This is a genomic window from Vibrio sinaloensis DSM 21326, from assembly GCF_000189275.1.
GTDB classification, from domain to species: Bacteria; Pseudomonadota; Gammaproteobacteria; order Enterobacterales; family Vibrionaceae; genus Vibrio; species Vibrio sinaloensis.
Window position 1 is genome coordinate 1 of the sequence record NZ_AEVT01000131.1, and the last position, 19,787, is coordinate 19,787.

At 46.4% G+C, this 19,787-nt stretch carries 20 protein-coding genes and 1 pseudogene; 5 read left to right on the top strand and 16 right to left on the bottom strand.

Annotated elements, in window-relative coordinates; translation table 11 throughout:
• Positions 1-621: 621 nt before the first annotated feature.
• Positions 622-990 carry a hypothetical protein gene (locus tag RH45_RS22385; protein ID WP_008081789.1) on the bottom strand — a complete coding sequence of 123 codons (369 nt, stop codon included), beginning with the start codon at positions 988-990 and terminating at the stop codon, positions 622-624.
• Positions 991-1,295: 305 nt separating this feature from the next.
• Here RH45_RS22385 and RH45_RS22390 point away from each other — a divergent pair, with 305 nt between their 5' ends.
• Positions 1,296-1,625, top strand: coding sequence for a DUF2500 domain-containing protein (locus RH45_RS22390; RefSeq protein ID WP_008081790.1), 330 nt, complete (start codon positions 1,296-1,298; stop codon positions 1,623-1,625).
• Here the strand turns inward: RH45_RS22390 and RH45_RS22395 are convergent.
• The 7 genes from RH45_RS22395 to rhtB form a co-directional block, all read right to left on the bottom strand.
• Positions 1,622-2,635: an acyltransferase gene (locus tag RH45_RS22395; RefSeq protein ID WP_008081791.1), complete on the bottom strand. Its 1,014-nt coding sequence runs from the start codon at positions 2,633-2,635 to the stop codon at positions 1,622-1,624. The genes RH45_RS22390 and RH45_RS22395 overlap by 4 nt on opposite strands.
• A gap of 97 nt (positions 2,636-2,732) precedes the next feature.
• Positions 2,733-3,953 (bottom strand): organoarsenical effux MFS transporter ArsJ, encoded by a 1,221-nt coding sequence (arsJ, locus tag RH45_RS22400; RefSeq protein WP_008081793.1) that lies wholly within the window; start codon positions 3,951-3,953, stop codon positions 2,733-2,735.
• Positions 3,954-4,025: 72 nt separating this feature from the next.
• Positions 4,026-4,517 (bottom strand): cyclin-dependent kinase inhibitor 3 family protein, encoded by a 492-nt coding sequence (locus RH45_RS22405; RefSeq protein WP_008081795.1) that lies wholly within the window; start codon positions 4,515-4,517, stop codon positions 4,026-4,028.
• 12 nt (positions 4,518-4,529) lie between these two features.
• Positions 4,530-5,531: an ArsJ-associated glyceraldehyde-3-phosphate dehydrogenase gene (locus RH45_RS22410; protein WP_008081796.1), complete on the bottom strand. Its 1,002-nt coding sequence runs from the start codon at positions 5,529-5,531 to the stop codon at positions 4,530-4,532.
• 23 nt (positions 5,532-5,554) lie between these two features.
• Positions 5,555-5,896 (bottom strand): metalloregulator ArsR/SmtB family transcription factor, encoded by a 342-nt coding sequence (locus RH45_RS22415; protein ID WP_008081797.1) that lies wholly within the window; start codon positions 5,894-5,896, stop codon positions 5,555-5,557.
• 132 nt (positions 5,897-6,028) lie between these two features.
• Positions 6,029-7,267 carry an EAL and HDOD domain-containing protein gene (locus RH45_RS22420; protein WP_008081799.1) on the bottom strand — a complete coding sequence of 413 codons (1,239 nt, stop codon included), beginning with the start codon at positions 7,265-7,267 and terminating at the stop codon, positions 6,029-6,031.
• A gap of 18 nt (positions 7,268-7,285) precedes the next feature.
• Positions 7,286-7,903 (bottom strand): homoserine/homoserine lactone efflux protein, encoded by a 618-nt coding sequence (rhtB, locus tag RH45_RS22425; RefSeq protein ID WP_008081801.1) that lies wholly within the window; start codon positions 7,901-7,903, stop codon positions 7,286-7,288.
• A gap of 83 nt (positions 7,904-7,986) precedes the next feature.
• Here rhtB and RH45_RS22430 point away from each other — a divergent pair, with 83 nt between their 5' ends.
• Both RH45_RS22430 and RH45_RS22435 read left to right on the top strand, forming a co-directional pair.
• Positions 7,987-8,997: an alpha/beta fold hydrolase gene (locus tag RH45_RS22430; protein WP_008081803.1), complete on the top strand. Its 1,011-nt coding sequence runs from the start codon at positions 7,987-7,989 to the stop codon at positions 8,995-8,997.
• 94 nt (positions 8,998-9,091) lie between these two features.
• Positions 9,092-9,919, top strand: a complete 828-nt coding sequence (locus RH45_RS22435; RefSeq protein ID WP_008081805.1) for a Cof-type HAD-IIB family hydrolase — start codon at positions 9,092-9,094, stop codon at positions 9,917-9,919.
• A 47-nt stretch (positions 9,920-9,966) separates the two neighbouring features.
• Here the strand turns inward: RH45_RS22435 and RH45_RS22440 are convergent, their stop codons facing one another.
• A complete protein-coding gene (locus tag RH45_RS22440) occupies positions 9,967-10,431 on the bottom strand; it encodes an EVE domain-containing protein (RefSeq protein WP_008081807.1) in 465 nt (154 codons plus the stop codon).
• Between the two features lie 38 nt (positions 10,432-10,469).
• On the opposite strand from RH45_RS22440, the gene RH45_RS22445 reads away from it, so the two are divergent.
• Positions 10,470-12,002 carry a COG3650 family protein gene (locus tag RH45_RS22445; RefSeq protein WP_008081808.1) on the top strand — a complete coding sequence of 511 codons (1,533 nt, stop codon included), beginning with the start codon at positions 10,470-10,472 and terminating at the stop codon, positions 12,000-12,002.
• Positions 12,003-12,605, top strand: coding sequence for a tRNA-uridine aminocarboxypropyltransferase (locus RH45_RS22450; RefSeq protein WP_008081809.1), 603 nt, complete (start codon positions 12,003-12,005; stop codon positions 12,603-12,605).
• Here RH45_RS22450 and RH45_RS22455 read toward each other — a convergent pair.
• The 7 genes and pseudogenes from RH45_RS22455 to lptM form a co-directional block, all read right to left on the bottom strand.
• A pseudogene (locus RH45_RS22455) lies at positions 12,602-15,036 on the bottom strand (EAL domain-containing protein). The gene RH45_RS22450 and the pseudogene RH45_RS22455 sit on opposite strands and share 4 nt — an antisense overlap.
• Before the next feature lie 98 nt (positions 15,037-15,134).
• A complete protein-coding gene (gene yigB, locus RH45_RS22460) occupies positions 15,135-15,857 on the bottom strand; it encodes a 5-amino-6-(5-phospho-D-ribitylamino)uracil phosphatase YigB (protein WP_008081810.1) in 723 nt (240 codons plus the stop codon).
• Complete coding sequence (gene xerC, locus RH45_RS22465) at positions 15,854-16,786, bottom strand: tyrosine recombinase XerC (RefSeq protein ID WP_008081811.1); 933 nt, start codon at positions 16,784-16,786, stop codon at positions 15,854-15,856. Before xerC ends, yigB begins: the two co-directional genes overlap by 4 nt.
• Positions 16,758-17,462, bottom strand: a complete 705-nt coding sequence (locus RH45_RS22470) for a DUF484 family protein (protein WP_008081812.1) — start codon at positions 17,460-17,462, stop codon at positions 16,758-16,760. The genes xerC and RH45_RS22470 overlap by 29 nt, the downstream gene beginning before the upstream one ends.
• A gap of 23 nt (positions 17,463-17,485) precedes the next feature.
• Complete coding sequence (gene dapF, locus RH45_RS22475) at positions 17,486-18,316, bottom strand: diaminopimelate epimerase (RefSeq protein WP_008081813.1); 831 nt, start codon at positions 18,314-18,316, stop codon at positions 17,486-17,488.
• A gap of 10 nt (positions 18,317-18,326) precedes the next feature.
• Positions 18,327-19,580 (bottom strand): diaminopimelate decarboxylase, encoded by a 1,254-nt coding sequence (lysA, locus tag RH45_RS22480; protein WP_008081814.1) that lies wholly within the window; start codon positions 19,578-19,580, stop codon positions 18,327-18,329.
• Positions 19,581-19,619: 39 nt separating this feature from the next.
• On the bottom strand, positions 19,620-19,736 hold the full coding sequence (lptM, locus tag RH45_RS23910; protein ID WP_409350866.1) for an LPS translocon maturation chaperone LptM: 117 nt from the start codon (positions 19,734-19,736) through the stop codon (positions 19,620-19,622).
• Positions 19,737-19,787: the final 51 nt, after the last annotated feature.

Below are 19,787 nucleotides of genomic sequence, written 5' to 3' on the forward strand. Positions count from 1 at the left end.
TATGAGATTTGATTTTTCCCTGTTGTCATAAAGCATGAAAGAACCACTAATGACATCTATTCTCAATAACTCAATAAATGAAGTCACAATAGGTATAATTTAAAATCTGGACAACCCAGACCTAAGCTAAAGCTCAAAATCAGCAAAATCAATTATTTAACAAACCAAAAAGCCCAACAAAACCGATACAAAACAACAACTTAAACCAAAAAAACAGACAAGAACAAATAACGACCACCTCAAAACCGACAGTATTAAAATCATAAAACGGCAAATTATGCCGTTAAAAGTCAAAGTAAAGTTATCATTTTAAGCTTTAGATAAATTAAAACTTGATCAACACCTAAAAATACTGCTATTCTAAAAGATATAGAGTTAAACATCACTTTTAAGGAGCAGTGGTATGATTACTTCTTCACAAAAACAAGGACTTGTAATGATCGCAGTTGTTGTTGGCCTAATGACACTGCCGATGATGTACTAGTCAAATTCAAGAAAACAAAAAGGGACGCTTAGGCGTCCCTTTTTGTTTTTCCGCAGATTTTTTCGACAAAACACGCTGTATTTGTAGACGTATTTCTAATTCTTGAACAAAGACAAAAACCTCTACTTTCAACAGCTTTATTGAATATGCTTAGATAAAATATCCCAATGAGCATAATAGAAAAATAGTGCTGCCAGTGTAATCAAGGTCATTAGAGTGATCGCCGCTCGCCATACAAAGCGACTACTGCGCGGAGTCAGCTCTTTCTCACATTCATCACAAGCCGTTAAAAAATCATTTTGATTGTCTAGCTTGTAATCTTCTTCATGTACCACTTTGTTTCTTATGGTCGCGATATAACGCAGCTTACCGATCACATCATGAGGTAAACGCTCTTCACAGCTGGTGATCAACTGATGTAATCCTTTCCCCTCAGCGTGATACTGGGTGCGCAGTAGTTTTTCTAGCTTACGCGTTCGAACGACTACTTTTTCGATATCAGACATGGCTTCCCTCCATCCGCTAGTTAAAGTTTAGGGGTAAAATAGTGCCGCTTCCAACTTACGACCACTATCACTCGTTGTGGCTATTATCTTCCATATCAACCACAACGGAAATCGATTCCCAGTAAATTAATGTAAAGGAATCAAAGACTAGCTTTATCAGCATACTGACATTTTTACTCAACCCGTGTGATATGCCTCGAATAATTCATTCAAGGTTCGCACCAAGTTATCAGTCACTGACTCAAGCTCCCATTTAGCAAGCAAATAACCGCTAAAATAGCCAAGATTAGAAGGGGGATCTCATCATGCCAATCACGTTGATTGTTGCGATTATAGTGTTCATCATCTTTAGTGCTTGGGCATTCTATAGCTTTTACACAAGGCATATTCAGGGCCAAGGCGCCCAAGAGCAAACCGTAGAGATTACAGTGTTAGATAAGCAGACGATTGATGTTCCTGACGCTCAACCAGGGCAAGAAGATCAGGAGTTTTGGATTTATGTTCAGAAAGGACGTTTAGGTCCAAAGCGCGAATTTCAAGTCGGAGTCCACTATTATCACGCTTTAAACCCTGGTGATAAAGGAACCCTTACCTACCAAGGCGACAAGTTCCTTCATTTTGCATTGAAGCGTTAAGGCAATAGCCAGCGGGTACGAGCGGAACGGGACAACATCCAACTGACGAAAAGCGCACCCGCACCGCTTATGACAATCCATACGGGGATTACCCAACCAGGGTGCCCCTCATACCAAGCAAACTCTTTCATCGGCCAGAGAAAAATCGGATGCAAAAGATAAATCCCTAGACTGTGTTGGCTAATAAAGCCGACAACTTTATTGGTGTTATCCGACAAGCCTTCGCCGAAATAACGACAAAGCATAAATACCATGCTCGCCGCCAGCACCACATTAATCGTTTTGTAGGATAGCCAACGCCCTACCGTGTATTTGTCTGCATCTAAGCTGCTTGCCACAACCATGTAAACCGTCGTGAACAACGCAGCGATCCCGAGAGCCACAAAGGTTGCAATGGTGGCGCGATTGAGCGGGACTTTTTTCCACAGCAGGTAGCCCAAAGGCAAATAGCCACTGTAAAGCCACAACTCGTGACTCCAAAAACCGTCGATACCTGCCAGAAAAAAGCTCGTTGTCACTAACCAAATAGCGGTAAACGCGTAGATCGCGGCGTCATCATCTCGCTTCACTAACCACCGGAAAATGGGCATGACAAAATACAAAGGTATAAAGTAGTAGAAGAAACCGAGGTGATAATAGGTGGCGTGCTGCGGGCTGTTTACGAGCACTTCTTTGGCTAATGACCCGTCAAAGCCTTTTGCGCTCCAACCTGACAAGAACGCGTAGAACAGGGACCAAATAAGAAAAGGAACCAGTACTTTACCCAAACGGCGCTGAACATAATAACGGGCATCAAACGGTCGCCGATCACTCAACATCAAAGCGCCAGAAATCAGGATAAATACAGGGACGGCCCAGCGAGTTACTCCGTTGGTTGCGACTGCAGTAAACCACTCATTGAAGGGGATCACCCCTAATTCATTCCTGTACGGTGCAAGTACGTGGATAGCGATCACTGCCACCGCGGCGACGCAACGTAGTAAGTCAAAAAATAGGACTCGTTCTCTCATCGGCTAACCTCTGATTATTAACTTACTGAATATAGCAATAAAAAAGCTGACCTCGATGCAATCTTGGTCAGCTTTTAGTCATGAGAATGTTGAAACTTTAAGCAATAGCGGCCTGTTTCACTTTCGGTAACTTAATAGAAATCAACGTCGTTAGCGCTAAGAACCCAAATGACACCCACAGACACGCGGAGAGTCCAGCCATTTGGAACACCCACCCAGACAAAATAGTGCCGATCAAACGTCCCATCGCATTGGCCATGTAGTAAAAGCCAACATCGAGTGAAACACCATCACCTTTGGCATAGCTAACGATTAAATAAGAATGCAATGAAGAGTTAACGGCAAATATGGCACCAAAAAGCATCAAGCCACCAACAATAACCAACTCTGGTTGCCAGCCAATTTGTACCGCATAGGCAATGAATGCCGTAACAATGGCCAGTGCCGCAGCCCACAGCATTGCAGCGTGACCATCAGGCACTTTCCCTTGCGCTTTACCCGTTATCTTTGGGGCTATGCCCTGAACAAAACCATAAGCAATGGTCCAAGCAGCCAGAAAGCCTCCAACCCACGAATGGTCCCATCCGAAGACACTTCCCAGATAAATAGGCAACGCAATCACGAACCAAACATCTCGCGCACCGAATAAAAACATACGTGCCGCCGACAGAATATTGATTGACTCAGACTTAGAAAAGATTTGCTTGAACTTAGGCTTAGTTTTCGCTTTACCCATGTCCGCTTCTAGGCTTAACACACTGCCAATAAAGACCAGGGTTAACCCTCCAGCCATTGCCAGTACCGCGTATTTAAAACCGATCGTCGAGAGCAAGAAACCACCGACAAAAAAGCCTGCCCCTTTCAGTGCATTCTTAGAGCCCGTGAGGATCGCTATCCATTTGTATAGCGCTCCCTGTTGCTCATCCGGAACCAAGGTTTTGATTGAGCTTTTGGCACTCATCTTGTTTAGGTCTTTCGCAATACCCGACATGGCCTGAGCAGCCATCACCCATGGAATCGTCAACCAAGATCCAGGAACCGCTAACATCGCCAAGGCAACAATTTGCAGTCCTAGTCCAAGGTTCATCGTCTTATTTAAGCCAAGCCGTGCACCTAACCAACCTCCAATCAAGTTCGTCACTACACCGAAGAACTCATAAAAGAGAAACAATGACGCTATCTCAAGTGAGCTGTAGCCGAGATCATAGAAGTAGAGCACCACCAGCATACGCAATGCGCCATCAGTAATGGTGAAGTTCCAGTAGTTGAACGTCACCAACATATATTGGCGAACACTTTTACTGAGATGGGAGAACATAGAGTCAGATCCTCATGAATGTACAGCAAACAGAGCTTTAGGCCTACGATGGTCCAAAAGCTCTGTATCCCCTCACTTTGCGGCTACCGCACGGATGTATTCTAGCTGGACAGGCTTAGTGAATGCCCCCGGTCGAAGCGCCTGTACTTGTGCGATGATGTCATCCAATTGCCACTGTTTTTCTAACAATAGATGTGCTGCGAACAACCCTGTGCGGCCCGAGCCACCCATACAGTGCATCGCCACTTTGCCACCGTTATCAAGGATGCTATGCAGTGTAGGACTCGCCGCCTGCCACTTATCAGCAAAGGCAGCATTAGGCGCACAATCATCTTCAATTTCTATTTGGAACCACTGCATACCAAGCTGCTGGGCTATACTCCCCAGTTGAGCAACATCTTTGCTTGCCAGTTCATCACTATCGAGAGCTGTGACTATGGCTTCGACACCTTGCTCTTTTAACTGAACCAATGAGGTCTCTAGATCAACCCCTTTGGTACCTGGGCACGGAGTAAGTACTAACGCACCATTATCAACGTCTAATTGCCAAGTTGGATGTGTCATGAGTGCTTTTCCTTATACCAAACCAACATTGCGAACCAGTTCCGCGGTACGTGTCGCGTAACCCATCTCGTTGTCATACCAAGCGTAAATCTTCACCATACGCTTACCAACCAGCATAGTAGACAGTGCATCGACGATAGTAGAGCGCTGGTCACCTTTGTAGTCGATAGACACCAATGGACGTTCTTCAAAGCCAAGAATGCCTTTGAGTTCGCCTTGTGCAGCTTCTTTCAGCAGTGCGTTAACTTCTTCAGCGGTCGTGTCTTGCTTCACTTCAAAGATGATGTCAGTAAGAGACGCATTCGCCAGCGGAACTCGTACTGCGTGGCCGTTGATGCGGTTTTCAAGCTCGGGGAAGATTTCGACAATCGCTTTAGCACTGCCTGTTGTGGTTGGAATTAAGCTCATGCCGCAAGCGCGTGCACGGCGCAAATCTTTATGCGGTGCATCAAGGATCGTTTGCGTATTAGTCAGATCATGAATGGTTGTAAACGATGCGTTCTCAATACCCAACTTCTCGTGAATCACTTTAACTACCGGTGCAATACAGTTAGTGGTACAAGAAGCAGCAGTAACAATCTTGTGCACTGCTGGATCAAAAATGTGGTCATTAACGCCAACCACAATGTTCGCAATACCGTCTTCTTTCACTGGTGCAGAAACCACCACTCGTTTTACACCTTGCTCAAGATACTTGTTGAGGAACGAAGTTTTACGATGAACCCCAGTCGCTTCAATCACGATATCGCAACCAGACCAATCGATTGCATCAATCTCTTTCTCTTGAGTGGTTTTGATGGCTTGACCGTTCACTAGGATTTGGTCACCTTGCGCTTTTACTTCATGGTGCCAGCGGCCTTGAACAGAGTCGAACTCCAATAGGTGCGCCAGTGTTGCGGTATCACCCGCGACGTCGTTTATTTGCACAAACTCCAGTTCAGGCCAGTCAAAAGAAGCACGTAGCGCCAAACGACCAATACGACCGAAACCGTTGATACCTACTTTAATTGTCATAACTTAATCTCTTTTATCTCAATTTATTGGCAGCAAACAGGTCGAGCCTGAATTGCATGAAGTCTTACTAAGTCTTGCTGGTACTCTGTTTTTAAACAGTTAGACGCAACAAGGTCATCAATCAGCTTTTTCATCCACCCAGGCAAGTCCGACGCCAAGCGGTAAAACACCCATTGTCCTTGTCTCACATCCACTAAAATGCCATTGGAGCGCAGCTGAGCAAGGTGGCGAGAAATCTTCGGCTGACTTTCTTGAAGGGCTTCCGTCAACTCACCGACACATAGACACTCTTCTCGAACAATCAGCATCAAGCTGCGCACGCGGGTCTCGTCGGACAATAATTTGAAAAACTGATGCGGTAACATTTAAAACATACTCATATATGGATATGCGTATATGTTTATTTATTTATCCGTAGAGATCAATCGTCAATCGACGATTGTCATAAAAGATTCACAATTGAAAGAGTCATGGAATGCGCTAGCAACGAAGACGAGCTACACGAGACGGTTGATATCCTGGCTCCAACGCTGAGCCTCAGAGATTCTTGGCATCACTTCATCCAGAGAGATATTGAGCTGTTGGCAAGCATTTTGAAGACCATACCAGTCGGCACGCTCATAGCATTCCTCAAGCTGTAACAGTTGTCCGTAGGGCCCTTGTCGCTCTAACAGCGCACGTTTAATTGATGCACACAAAGGCAGTTGACTAACTAACTCCGGTAACGAGACGTCAATTAAGGCATCGAGCATGGAAAACAGCCCAATGAGAAAAGCTTGATCACGATATTGGTTGAATGGGTTGTCCTTCGCCATCAATAGACAAAATTGCGCGCGTTGCAGCGATAAGTTGTACAGCTCTTTTGGCTTTTTAGTCGAAATAAACGAGGCTACGGCCAGAGACACAAAAATCTTAAGCTTATCTTGGCCAAGGTAAATCAATGCCTGACGAAATGAGGAGATGGTTACCTCTAAGCGATCAGACATGGTATTGACGAAACGCAGCAGTTGGTAAGACAAAGAGACATCTTTCGCGACAATTCGCTCGACTTTAATGAAATCGACTTCCGGCTGGCAGACCTCTTTAAACAGCTCCATAGCGATAAGCTGCTCAGGACTGAGGTAACCTTGGCGGCTCATTTCAGGCTTGCCAAAAAAGTACCCTTGGAAAAAGCTGAAACCCGCCGAACGCGCCGCAATAAACTCTTCTTCTGTCTCTACCCTCTCCGCTAAAAACTTACGCTTGACGCCTTTTGCCAGACGCTGACGAACAAAATCACATGCGGCATCAAGGCCCATCGCCATAATATCGAGCTTTACAATCTGAACAAATGGAAGGAAACGTTCCCATTCTGGACTGTAAACAAAATCATCTAAGGCAATAAGGTAGCCTGCTCGACTCAGTTTACGAATGGCAAGATAAAGCTCATCATTGGGAGTGCATGTTTCGAGTACCTCGATCACGACCTTGTCTTTAGGTAGCACCATGGGCAACTCGCGCAACAAGCTCTCTTGCGGAAAGTTAATAAAACAGCGTGAGGTCTCTATTGCTGGGTTGGTACCCAGCGATAGAAAATTTTCGACGATCAACCGATAAGTGGCTCGATTGGAGTCGATGTGGCTTGGGTAGGCATTTTTCTCGCCGTCACGAAACAGCAACTCATACCCGAGAGTATGTCGCTTAGCGTTGAGTATAGGTTGGCGAGCTACATACGTGTCGCGCGTCAAATGCTGCATTCGTGTCCTTGTGGTTATCTAAGCTTTCGCGGTAGCAAGCAATGCTCCACAGCCGACAAACATTGAGCCAAACAATTTATTAATTCTTCCCATCATTCGATCAGAACGAATAAAACGCCCCATCTGAGACGCCAGAGAGGTGTAGCCTAACATCACGACAGAATCGATAAATACCGTCGTTACTCCAAGGATGACAAGCTGAATCACTTGGTCTTGCGCTGGATCGATAAACTGGGGAAATAAAGCCACTAAAAATACAATAGATTTTGGATTGGTAAGGTTAATGAATACCGCTTTCTTCATCAAGGTAAATGCTGATAATTGTTGACTCTCTGCAGATGCACTTAAGCCATTGCTATCACGCCACTTTTGAATACCTAACCAAACTAGGTAAACCACCCCCACCCATTTGATCACCGTAAAGGCAGTGGCCGATTGCGCGACAAGAGCACCAATTCCAGCCCCAACCAATATGATATGGATAGTAAGACCCACTTGAAGACCAGCAATAGCCGCCACAGATTTACGCGTGCCATAACTCAAGCCATTGCTGATTGAGTTCACTGTACCTGAGCCCGGCGCCAAACTAAAAACAATTGCGGTGACCACATAAGCCAACCAAACATGCATATCCATAGACTTTTCCTCTCGACTAATACTCATTAGCCACACATAATCTAGCTTTGTAATGACAGATACCCGTTCAGGCTACACGTACCATGAATACTTCGAGCTCCAGCATTACTGCTTCTTATACTCAAGAGTCGGATTTTGAGCAAGCAATCAATGGTCGAATTGCAGAGCTATGGCACTCGCGTGAAGAAGGCACATTAAAATCATTCGATAAAACGCAACTGTTTTGGATTAGCCTAACCAACCCTAAGCACCGCAAAGCGATTGTGATCGTTAACGGACGAATCGAATGTACTTGGAAGTATCAAGAGCTATTCTACGACCTGTATCAACAGGGGTATGATGTCTACTCGTATGACCATCGTGGACAAGGCTACTCCGATCGGCTAATCGAAGATAAACAAATGGGCTATGTCGAAGAGTTTGATGATTACGTGCATGACCTGCATCGCTTGGTTAACCATTTTGAGCTAAGTAACTATCAAACCTGCCACCTGTTGGGTCATTCTATGGGGGGGAACATTGCTACCCGCTATGTTCAGACCTATCCAGATCACCCCTTCCATGCTATGGCATTGAGTGCCCCCATGTTTGGTGTCAACTTACCTTGGCACTTAAAACCGATCGCTCCTCTACTTGGTCAGATCCTGACTGCTCTCTACCCCAAACCAACCTTTGCACCAGGGCAGCAGGCCTATTTCCCAAAACCTTTTGCAGGTAACTTACTCAGCCAAAGTACGGTTCGTTATCAATGGTTTCGCGACCTGTACGAGCAAAAGCCAGAAATAAAAATCGGTGGAGCCAGTACTCGCTGGGTATGGCAAGGGTTAATAGCATCAAAGCAGTGCCATCAGATGACGCGCCAAATCAAGATACCACTATTGCTGCTACAGGCCAGTGAAGACCAGATCGTCTCTAACCAAGATCAGATTCGCTTTATGAAAAAGCTAGCGCGTACCAACATCCACTGCGCAATGAAAATCATTTATGGCGCCAAGCATGAAGTCTTGTTTGAGCAAGATGAGTACCGCAATGAAGCGTTGGACACAACGTTGTGGTTCTTGGATCAACATTCAACTGAAAATAGGAAAAACTAGAGCAAGATATTTACCCTCTTTTTCCCCTTTCTGTTCCAGTAGAATATGGCCTTAGCCCAATCTGGGTCGACTAACGCTTGTCAACGAGGGTGATATGACCGAAGCACGCAAAGAGACTCCTTTCCACATTGTAGCGTCTGATTTAGATGGCACTTTACTGGCACCCAACCACCAGCTAAGTGCGTTCTCTAAGCAAACGCTGAAAGAACTACACCAACAGGGTTTTACCTTTATCTTTGCGACTGGCCGTCACCATGTTGATGTGGCAGGTATCCGTGAAATTGCAGGAATTCCTGCCTATATGATCACCTCAAACGGTGCTCGAGTGCACGATCAGCAAGACCAACTGATGTACAGTCAGAATGTTCCACAAGAACTGGTTCAACCTGTGATCGACATGATTCGTAAAGATCCAGATATCTTTATCCATATGTACCAGAACGATAGCTGGCTACTCGATAGAGAAGACGAGATGTTGGCCAAGTTCCACAGCGAATCCGGCTTTGCTTATCAACGCTTTGAAGCGGCAAATGCACCAACGGATGGCATTGCGAAGATCTTCTTCACTCACCCTGAGCAAGACCACGACCATTTGGTTAAGTTCGAAACCCAGCTACGTGAAGCATACGGAGATCAGCTGAACATTGCCTTCTCAACACCTTGGTGTTTAGAAGTGATGGCTGCAAACGTCTCGAAAGGCGAAGCGTTAAAAGCGGTGGCCGAATCACTGAACCTTAGCTTGGATAACTGCATCGCATTTGGCGATGGCATGAATGATGTAGAGATGCTCTCAATGGCAGGAAAAGGGTTGGTGATGGGTACTTCACACCACAAAGTGATGGATGCACTGCCAAACAATCAAGTCATTGGCAGCAATGCAGATGATGCGGTCGCGCACTATCTAAAAGAGCACTTAATTTAAGTCGCTATTCGATAAGCAAGGAACTGTCTCCTTGCTTATCACTCTCGCTAACTTGGTCGTTTTTCTTTCGCCAAAATAGCCCTCCACTCCTCTTCACTCACAGGCATGATCGACAGTCGGTTACCTCGCTTAACCAAAGGCATATTTTCCAGCTCCGGCATCGATTTCATTACGGAGAGCGGAATCAATCGCTCTGTTTTACGCACAAACTCAACATCCACCATCACCCAACGAGGATTCTCAGGGTTCGATTTCGGGTCGTAATACTCACTCTCTGGATCAAACGCAAAATGATCTGGATAAGCTTCTTTGGTCACTTGAGCAATTCCTGCGACACCCACTTTTTTACACGATGAGTGATAAATCAGCACCAAGTCACCCTGTTTCACTTGATCACGCATCATATTACGCGCTTGATAATTGCGGACTCCTTCCCAACACGAACGGTTTTGTGTACGAAGTGTGTCAATAGAGAAAGTGTCAGGTTCAGTTTTAAACAACCAATATGCCATAATGACTTCCGAGTAATTCTGTATGAGGAAGATATAGCATGAAGGCGTGGCAAAACCCAGTCGCATTGGCGACCTTATTCGCACTCCAAGCCTGTTCAATCAACCCGGTTAACAAGGAAGACGTGCCTGTCCCCCAAGCAACGCTCAGTAATCCTGCTTCTGTCAAACCTCAAACTTTTATGCTGCGCGGTCAAATCGTACTCGGACATGAGGTCAGCTCTATTACACCTTGTGGCAGTCAACAGCAATACTGGCTGGATTTACCAAGGGATCGTTTCCAACAGGGCCTCTCTCTCGTAAGAGCACCTTATGAACCCTTATACGGTGAAGTCATTGGTCGCCTTGCTCCAGCAGGCGATGATGGGTTTGCTGCCGATTACTCTGCACGTTTTGTCGTTGATCAGGTCAACCTGCTGAGCGCCGAAAATCCAAATCGCTGTCAGCAACCAGAACAATCAACTCGAGCGTTTGGTGTGGAACCCGCTTGGTCTGTACGTTTCGCCGATGGTCAACTTGAGTTCACCCAAATAGGGCAACCGCCACAACGTTTTGCCATTGATTCGAGCCAAATTGAGCTCGATCGTCGTCGTTATGCTTTCCCACAAGGCAATCTCGAGCTAAAACAGCAAAGCTGTGTCGATGGTATGAGTGACAGCTTGTATGGTTGGACATCCGTATTTACCTTGAACGACAAAACCTATCGTGGCTGTGCAACACTCGCTAACCAAGATGCCACGCAAGATTGGGTGGCAACCTATCAGGCCCAAGCAAACCAAAGCACACCTTTTAGTGTCACTTTACAGCTCAATCCTGATCATACCGCTTCCACCACCTACCGCTACACCAGTGGTGAGGGCGACACAGTTGAACGGGGCGTTTGGCAACAATTACACCCGCAACAAGTTCAAGTAATCAGTACCCACTTACAAGGTCAGCCGCTCTTGTCAGAACGCTTATACAGTCGAGAGGGCTACCAACTCACCGCTGAGCAAGAGAAAGTTGGGAGCGTGGTCTATGACATCGCCAACGGCGGGCTCTCTCTGTATAAAACCAAACCAAGCCAAAGCCATAAGCCGACAAATAACCATCGTCAGTTGAGCGCTAACCAAGTTCCTTCCAGCGATGAATACAATCCCGCTGTCGACAAAGCTCTGCGTCAGTATTTTAAACTGCATAAAACCGACCCGAGCGGAACTCGCTATCGATGGCTGACTTACGATCTCAATGGCGACGGGAATGAAGAACTGCTCGCTCAGCTAGATTGGTGTGGCTCTGGTGGCTGTACGCTGTTAATTTTCGAGAACCACCAGCAAGGCTGGCGCTTTAACAGTCGCATTACTCTAGTTCAAACGCCCATTAACCTCGGCAGCAAACACAATAATGATTGGCAAGATTTGGTGTTGTTTGTCAGTGGTGGAGGCGCAGTCCCTAACCAACATCTGCTCAAGTACGATGGCGTGAGTTACCCGTTGAATCCTAGTAGCGAAGCTGTCGCAGGTTACGATGAGATCAGCCAAGTACAGCTGTTTTCCGATGGCTTAACTCCCCATCAAGGTGGAGTAACCTTGTAGATGTCCACCTCTTGCCCAAACTGTGGGCTACGCTATAACTGCGTATGCCCTCGCATTCCTCAGCTTCAGGTTGATGCCCACATTGCGCTGCTCATGCATGAAAATGAGCTAGACCGCGATACCAACACAGGCCAATGGGTGTCGAAGTCTTTAACCACCAGCAGCCAACATGTTTGGCAACGCAAACAAGCTTGCCCTGAACTCATCGCGTTACTGCAAGACCCTAAATGGATGCCGGTGCTGCTATTCCCTAGTGAAGAGAGTGTATCGGTTGCAAACATTCAACAATCAAGTCAGCAGAACGCCAGAAAACCTTTGTTTATTATTTTGGATGCGACCTGGCAAGAGGCCAAAAAGATGCTGCGAAAGAGCCCTTGGTTGGCGCAATTGCCAGCGGTGCACGTAACGCCCAGTCAAGCCTCTCGCTATCAATTACGTCGCAACCAAAATGAAGGCCACCTGTGCACACTGGAAGTTGCCGCCGAAGTCATTCGCGAACTGGGGGACAACCAGTCAGCACAACAATTGAACGATTTTTTGAACCACTACATGACCGTGTTTAAAGCCGATAAAAGTGGCCACGCTTACCAACCTGATCGTTAAAACAAGCGACTTGGCTCTGCAAGATAAAAGCCCTGCAAATAGTCGACACCTAAGTCTTCCGCTATCTGACAGACCTGCTGGTTATGGACAAACTCCGCAACCGTTTGAGCGTTCAGCGCCCGACATAGTTGCACCAGCTGATTGGTAATTTGGCGCTGCTTGTGGTCAACGTCTATGGTCTTAATCAAACTGCCATCCAGCTTAATGACATCGGGCTCTAAGCGAATGATCTCATCTATGTTGGAATAACCAGAACCAAAATCATCCACTAAGATACGCACACCCATTTTCTTAAAATGACCACACACCTCTGTCATTCGGGCAAAGTCTTTAATTTGTTCAGACTCTAAAACCTCAATACCGAGACGGCTCGGGTCATTCATGTTGCGGACTGACTGCTCAAGCAGGTCGAGAGTCTTGTCACTCAACATATCTTGCGGTGAAAGGTTGATCGAAAACGAGTCTTGCTTATTCGCCATATAATCTAGGGTCGAGGCCATCATGTAGCGACTCAAGCGTGTGTAGAGATGGGTCCCTTCAATAATAGGTAAGAAACGCCCCGGCGAAATCAGTGCACCATCATCCTCTATTCGTACCAAACATTCCTGCGAGACTTGCTCTCGGCTATGAGCAGCAAAAATAGGTTGGCTGTAAGTGATAATTCGCTGATTGAGGATAGCGCGACTGACGCTGCCCATCAGTTCCAACCGATCTTGTTGCTCCTCCTGACTCGTGGCACAGTCGCGCGCATTGATGAAGTGCGTATTGCGCTCTTTCCCTTTGCGCCTTGCATCGATGGATTTAAGTAACAACTCATCACCGGTAACCTGTGGGAAGTCAGCCACACTGGCAAGCCATACGGTTCAAAATTAATGTGCTCAATTTCATCCGCAAACTGAGCAAACTCTTGTTTAATGTAATCGCTTGAAAAGTCAGAGTGAAAAACGATCGCCCACTCAGCGGTACCAATGTAAAACAAGTTTTGGATGAAGTCGGAGCCGCGGTAATTGGATAAGCGCTCAACAAAGTGATCACTTAAATCACGGATCAACTCATCGGCTACCTGATAACCGTACTTCTCGTTCACCTGATGAAAGTTGGATAATTTCAACGTAATCACATGTTCACACGGATCGACGAGCTTTAGCCTTTCTTGCAACGCGACGCGATTTTGTAGCCCGGTATGCTTATCGAGTCGATAGCTTTTAATCAGCTTCTCGGTTTGCCTCGCCAACTTCTTCTCCATATCAATCCGAGTATTATCCAGTTCATCGATAGAGTAACGGATCAAGTGGAACAACGGAGAAATTGGAAACTCTTCCGCTTCTTCTGGAATCGCTAAAGGGGGGCGATGGGAGCTTTCACTCAACGCAAGATAAGTCATGCTGTGATGCAAAACATCCTGCTGATGATCTTGGTATAACTCACCCATGCAATAGGAGCCATTACACGATTCAAACTTATCAAAGGGTTTGATTTCACTCATCCCTTCGATGAATTCAAGCCGTGATTCACAATTATAGATGAATAAGGATTCTGGATTTGCGAGAGCTAATTGCCGCGCATCATGACGCACCTGCTCTAACGTTAGGGATGGATGGTTGTAACACATCTGCAGCTCTTCTCCCAACTGCAGAGGTTTATCAAACTCAATACTGCCATCAGGATAGAGCGCCGTTGGAATACAGATTTGATGATTGCTAAGTTGCAACGGGAAACTCAGCATTTGCTCCAGGCTTAAATCACGTCCATCCGCTAAGCGGTCGCGATACACGGAATGTGCAGGCTGGTGATTTATTGAGTGCAGAATAGTCCCTTCACTTCCTGTCACTCGAAGCGGACTGCCTATGGTTGTCCATTCAGAAAAGGCATTTCGCCACACTTGAAGCTGCTCACTGTGCAAAGCGATCGACACCGCCGCCTTATGATAAGTCTCACACCCCAAGAGTAACCACTCTTTTTCACCATTGACCATAGCAGCGAGACCACCAGCAAACGGGATATCGGACAACTTAGCGAGCGCCTGGTACAAGTTATAGTCCCAGCTGTTACTCAAATGAGCAAAGCTCAAAATAACCTTCGAATTATCTTCAACGGCTAAGCCTTGAATGATCTTTTGCGCGTCTTGCTCTGGCTCATCATTCAATTCAACGGCAACAGAAGAAAAGTAGGTATGCTCAAATAGAGAAACAGTAACTAAAGTACCACCGTGATGAATCTGACCATCAAAAATGACATGGCGGGTACTGTGTCCGATAACCTCACATTCTGGCAAGCTGTGCCGCACGCTGTGTGCGTACTGCTGGGCAGTTTGTTCAGGTTGGGTCGATAAGATTTGAACCAGATAAGTATGACTTCGTGCTGAAGGTAGCTGATTAACGAAGGTCATCAATTGCCGGTTATCAAAAACCAGCGCTGAATAAGTGCGCATTTTGTTAGCCTAAGACGTTGAATATTATATGAGCTCTTAGAGCTATAAGCTAAGCGATGTCTGCACAGATGAAAAGCAATTTGTGCTTAAGAGCCCACTTACATCTCACTCAAAAGTACCAACTCCTGAAGGTCTTGCACTTCTACATCGGGTAAAATTGTTGCGCGTGATTGCTCAATGATATTTTTTGACTGGTCATTAAACCAACAGGCTGATAATCCACTATTTTTTGCCCCTTGCACATCAGAAACCAAATGATCACCTACATGCAGTACCTGACTGGGTGGCAAACCTAAAAAGGTCGTCGCTTTATCAAACAGCGCTCGATGTGGTTTAGCATAACCATCAGGCCCCGCTTTAAGCACTAAAGCAAAATAGTCCGCTAAACCGATTCTCTCAACATCAACATTGCCATTGGTAATGGCGACTAAAGGCATGGCCTGGCTGAGTGTCTCAAGTACCTGATGCGCCGCCTGCGGCACGACAAAATCACTCCGGTAGTACAGCACTTGCTCTATCAGCTCCCCAGCCGCCTTTTCGGCTTGCAATGGAGAGTAGCCTAACAGACCAAGTCCAGTCACAATTTGGCGATGGCGCCACGCAGTGACATCATTTTTCAGCCAACTATCCTCGGCAAGCACTTGACGCTTTACTTCGTGCCACCAACGATTGGAGCGAGAGGCTGATACTGGGTGATTCTGATGCATCCAAGCCATCGCTTTGGCTTCTGTTTCTAGTATGACGGGCTTGTTGTCATACAAGGTATCATCTAAATCAAACGTCATCGCACGAACTGGACAGAGCTGGCGGTAGAAGATCATTCCTTATTGCCTCGCTTTCTTGCTCTTGGGTGCGCCTGATCATACACCTCGGCTAAATGCTGAAAGTCTAAGTGGGTGTAGATCTGCGTGGTTGAAATGTTCTCATGCCCTAACAGCTCTTGAACCGCACGGAGATTATTACTTGACTCGAGTACGTGAGTTGCAAAAGAGTGGCGCAGTTTATGCGGGCTGATATGACTGGCGACGGCCTGCTTTTGTCCCCACTCAGCCATACGCTTTTGTACATTCCGGTGAGAAATTCGAACACCCAGCTTAGAGACAAACAGAGCCTGCTCATCACTATTGGCTAGACTGGCTCTAACTTTCAGCCACTTATTCACCCATTCCGCAGCCATGCCTGAAAATGGCACCTTGCGCTCTTTATCCCCCTTACCCACAACGCGTATCTCACCTGAGGTAAAACTGACGTCTCTAACATTGATACTAACGAGCTCAGCTAGACGCAGCCCTGCACCATACATCATTTCCATCATGGCTCGGTCACGCACCGACAGCGGATCATCTTCATTGACTTCGAGCAGTTGACCGACTTCATCCACATCAAGGTTTTTAGGTAATGGGCGCTTTTTACGTGGTGCTGACACACCTTTGGCAGGATTGGCACTCATCTCACCACGCAGGATTAAGAAGTCAAAAAAACTACGCAGCGAAGAGAGGCGGGTCGCGAGACTGCTGGCCTTCATGCCATCTCGCATGCCTTTACTGGCTAATTGACGAACCCATGCAGAATCAACCTGAGACCAGTCTTTAAGTCCAAGCTGAACCAAATGCTGTGCCATGGTCTCGAGTTGTTGTTTGTAGTTACGTTGGGTATGTAGACTCAGCCCCTTCTCACTCCGCAAGTATTCATAGAAGCGATCCAGAGGCTGTTGTAATCCATTAGGCAGAGGTATTGCTGATTCGCTCATCTTGTTCGCATTGCCATGGTAGAGAATCCACTAAATGTGAAAGCACAAGAGCTAAGTGGCGCAGGAATAACGTATCCATATGTGGCTGGAAATGCCCGCCATCGGTACTGGAAAATGCCAGTACACCTTGTAGCTCTTTTCTTCTTAAGGGTAGCACGACATACGAGCCCATCTCCGGAGCTCGAGGGTCTTGACCGAATAGGAGTTCTCGATCCGCTTTACGCATACGCCCTAAGTACGCGTCCTTACCATTCAGATGATTGGTAGCAAAACGCTGATAATCCTCATGATTAAGCGAATAATAGTTAGATGGTGAGTTGAGCAAACGGAGATACGCAATCAGGCCTAATGACTTAGCCATCTCTTCAATCGCTTTCACTACCGAAGCAAGAGAGTTGCACTTAAGCACTTGCTCTTGTAGCGCCATAAACTCGTGAAAGGTCTGATCATTACTTTTCGCCAACGACATCAAAGTCGTGATCTCTTCTTCCAACTCTTCAATACGTTGACGCTGACGATTAAGTTGGACATGGACTAGCGAGACAGCACCTTGCTCTTGATGAGGCAATGCCAATCGATCAACCAACTCACGTCGCTGAACAAAAAAGTCTGGGTTATCACGCAGATACTCAGCAATCACTTCTTCCGTTAAAGCATCCGCTTCAAATTGAGACACTTGAATTCCTTGGTTATCAGGGGCTAGCAGCTAAGCTGACCGTCAAAAACATGAGTCGCAGGGCCAGTCATAAACAGTGGCTTACCTGGGCCTTGCCAACGAATCTTAAGATCTCCACCCGGCAGGTGAACAACCACATTTTCATCGAGTAAGCCTTGTACAACACCAACCGCAACCGCTCCACATGCACCACTGCCACAAGCCTGAGTTTCTCCCGCACCACGCTCATAAACACGAAGGTTCACTTCTTTTGGCGACAGAACCTGCATAAACCCAGCGTTCACTCTTTCAGGGAAACGTTCATGAGATTCAAGTAGTGGCCCTAATGTATCGACATCGGTCGTATTCACATCATCCACTACGGTGACAACATGCGGGTTCCCCATACTTACCGCGCCGCAAAATAGCGTCTTTTCATCTGCGCGCAGGATGTAGGTTTTCTCAGTTTGCTTAGCTTTGAAGGGGATTTTGTTCGGTTCAAACTCAGGTACGCCCATATTGACGGTGACTTGGTCGTCTTCCTCAATATTCAGAACCATTTTGCCTTTTTTGGTACTCACACTGATGCTGTATTTGTTAGTCAGCCCTTTCATGCGTACAAAGCGAGCAAAACAACGCGCCCCATTACCACATTGTTCAACTTCACTGCCATCGGCGTTGAAAATGCGGTAATGAAAGTCAGTTTCTGGATCGTAAGGGGCTTCAACCACTAATAGCTGGTCAAAACCAACTCCTGTGTGACGATCCGCCAAGCGGCGGATCAAATCAGGAGAAAAGAAAATGTTTTGAGTAATGCAATCAACGACCATGAAGTCATTACCCAAACCATGCATTTTAGAAAAATGGAAATGCATAAGACTCCAATTACTCCGGAAGAATGTTTTCTAGTGCCCACAGGCTCGACAGCTCTTCACGCTGACGAACTAAATGCGCTTTTTCGCCATCCACCATGACTTCCGCCACTCGTGTACGCGTATTGTAGTTTGATGACATCACAAAGCCGTATGCGCCAGCTGAGCGAACAGCAAGCAAGTCGTTCTCTTCAATGACCAGTTCACGATCTTTACCCAAGAAATCACCGGTTTCGCAAATAGGGCCGACCAAGTCATACACTTTCGCATCACCTTGGCGAGGAGAAACAGGCACGATGTCTTGCCAAGCTTGATACAGCGCAGGTCGCATCAGATCATTCATCGCCGCATCAATAATCGCGAAGTTTTTGTGCTCGGTATGTTTGAGGAACTCTACTTTCGTCAGCAGCACACCGGCATTCGCCGCAATTGCACGTCCTGGCTCAAAAATCAGCTCAAGATCTTGGTGGTTAGCAAGTCGACCTAGCAGCGCTTTCGCATAATCAGAGGGCTGAGGAGGCAGCTCATCTCGGTAAACAACACCCAAGCCACCACCAACGTCTAAGTGCTCAATCTGAATACCCTGCGCTTTTAGATCATCGATCAACGCCAGTAGGCGATCCGTCGCATCGATAAATGGCTCGATATCCGTCAACTGAGAACCGATGTGACAATCAATACCTTTGATGTCGAGGTTTTCTAGGCTACTGGCAAACTGGTATACAGCTGGAGCTCGGTCAAAGGCAATACCAAACTTGTTGTCGCGTAGACCGGTTGAAATATAAGGGTGTGTATTCGCATCAACATCAGGGTTAATGCGCAGGGAAATAGGCGCTTTAACACCAAGTTGACCAGCAACTTTATTCAGACGCTCTAACTCAGGCTCAGATTCGACGTTAAAACATTTGATACCTAACTCTAAGGCACGCTGCATTTCTTGCTCTGTTTTACCAACACCGGAAAAAACGACTTTCTTAGCATCACCACCGGCAGCGATAACCCGCTCAAGCTCACCACCAGACACAATATCGAACCCCGAACCTAGTCGTGCTAGTGCATTCAACACACCTAGGTTTGAATTGGCCTTGACGGCATAACACACTAAATGTGGATGTTCGCCGACCGATTTATCAAAAGCATTCCAATGGCGCTCCAGCGTTGCTCGAGAGTAAACGTATAACGGTGTTCCGTACTGCTGAGCCAAATCAGACAATGCGACGTTCTCGGCCCAGAGTTGGCCATCATCCTGATAGTTGAAGTAATCCAAAGTGCTTTCCCTTATATTCTGATATTACTTAATAATTCTTTATGAAGATTGCTCGTTTTGTGGTGCCTCATCTGGCATATACAGTGACCCCGTTTGACCACAACCAGCCAAACCAAGTACAGAGACAATAAACAGAGCTAAGATTGATTTTTTCATCGGTTCTATCGTGATTATTTCATCAATGCCCCCTATAATCGCACCACACTC

What these genes read in the sequence shown, in the direction of transcription:
- RH45_RS22385 (WP_008081789.1), bottom strand. Translation starts at nt 990, where the DNA reads ATGTCTGATATCGAAAAAGTAGTCGTTCGAACGCGTAAGCTAGAAAAA.
- RH45_RS22390 (WP_008081790.1), top strand. Translation starts at nt 1,296, where the DNA reads ATGCCAATCACGTTGATTGTTGCGATTATAGTGTTCATCATCTTTAGT.
- RH45_RS22395 (WP_008081791.1), bottom strand. Translation starts at nt 2,635, where the DNA reads ATGAGAGAACGAGTCCTATTTTTTGACTTACTACGTTGCGTCGCCGCG.
- arsJ (WP_008081793.1), bottom strand. Translation starts at nt 3,953, where the DNA reads ATGTTCTCCCATCTCAGTAAAAGTGTTCGCCAATATATGTTGGTGACG.
- RH45_RS22405 (WP_008081795.1), bottom strand. Translation starts at nt 4,517, where the DNA reads ATGACACATCCAACTTGGCAATTAGACGTTGATAATGGTGCGTTAGTA.
- RH45_RS22410 (WP_008081796.1), bottom strand. Translation starts at nt 5,531, where the DNA reads ATGACAATTAAAGTAGGTATCAACGGTTTCGGTCGTATTGGTCGTTTG.
- RH45_RS22415 (WP_008081797.1), bottom strand. Translation starts at nt 5,896, where the DNA reads ATGTTACCGCATCAGTTTTTCAAATTATTGTCCGACGAGACCCGCGTG.
- RH45_RS22420 (WP_008081799.1), bottom strand. Translation starts at nt 7,267, where the DNA reads ATGCAGCATTTGACGCGCGACACGTATGTAGCTCGCCAACCTATACTC.
- rhtB (WP_008081801.1), bottom strand. Translation starts at nt 7,903, where the DNA reads ATGGATATGCATGTTTGGTTGGCTTATGTGGTCACCGCAATTGTTTTT.
- RH45_RS22430 (WP_008081803.1), top strand. Translation starts at nt 7,987, where the DNA reads ATGAATACTTCGAGCTCCAGCATTACTGCTTCTTATACTCAAGAGTCG.
- RH45_RS22435 (WP_008081805.1), top strand. Translation starts at nt 9,092, where the DNA reads ATGACCGAAGCACGCAAAGAGACTCCTTTCCACATTGTAGCGTCTGAT.
- RH45_RS22440 (WP_008081807.1), bottom strand. Translation starts at nt 10,431, where the DNA reads ATGGCATATTGGTTGTTTAAAACTGAACCTGACACTTTCTCTATTGAC.
- RH45_RS22445 (WP_008081808.1), top strand. Translation starts at nt 10,470, where the DNA reads ATGAAGGCGTGGCAAAACCCAGTCGCATTGGCGACCTTATTCGCACTC.
- RH45_RS22450 (WP_008081809.1), top strand. Translation starts at nt 12,003, where the DNA reads ATGTCCACCTCTTGCCCAAACTGTGGGCTACGCTATAACTGCGTATGC.
- yigB (WP_008081810.1), bottom strand. Translation starts at nt 15,857, where the DNA reads ATGATCTTCTACCGCCAGCTCTGTCCAGTTCGTGCGATGACGTTTGAT.
- xerC (WP_008081811.1), bottom strand. Translation starts at nt 16,786, where the DNA reads ATGAGCGAATCAGCAATACCTCTGCCTAATGGATTACAACAGCCTCTG.
- dapF (WP_008081813.1), bottom strand. Translation starts at nt 18,316, where the DNA reads ATGCATTTCCATTTTTCTAAAATGCATGGTTTGGGTAATGACTTCATG.
- lptM (WP_409350866.1), bottom strand. Translation starts at nt 19,736, where the DNA reads ATGAAAAAATCAATCTTAGCTCTGTTTATTGTCTCTGTACTTGGTTTG.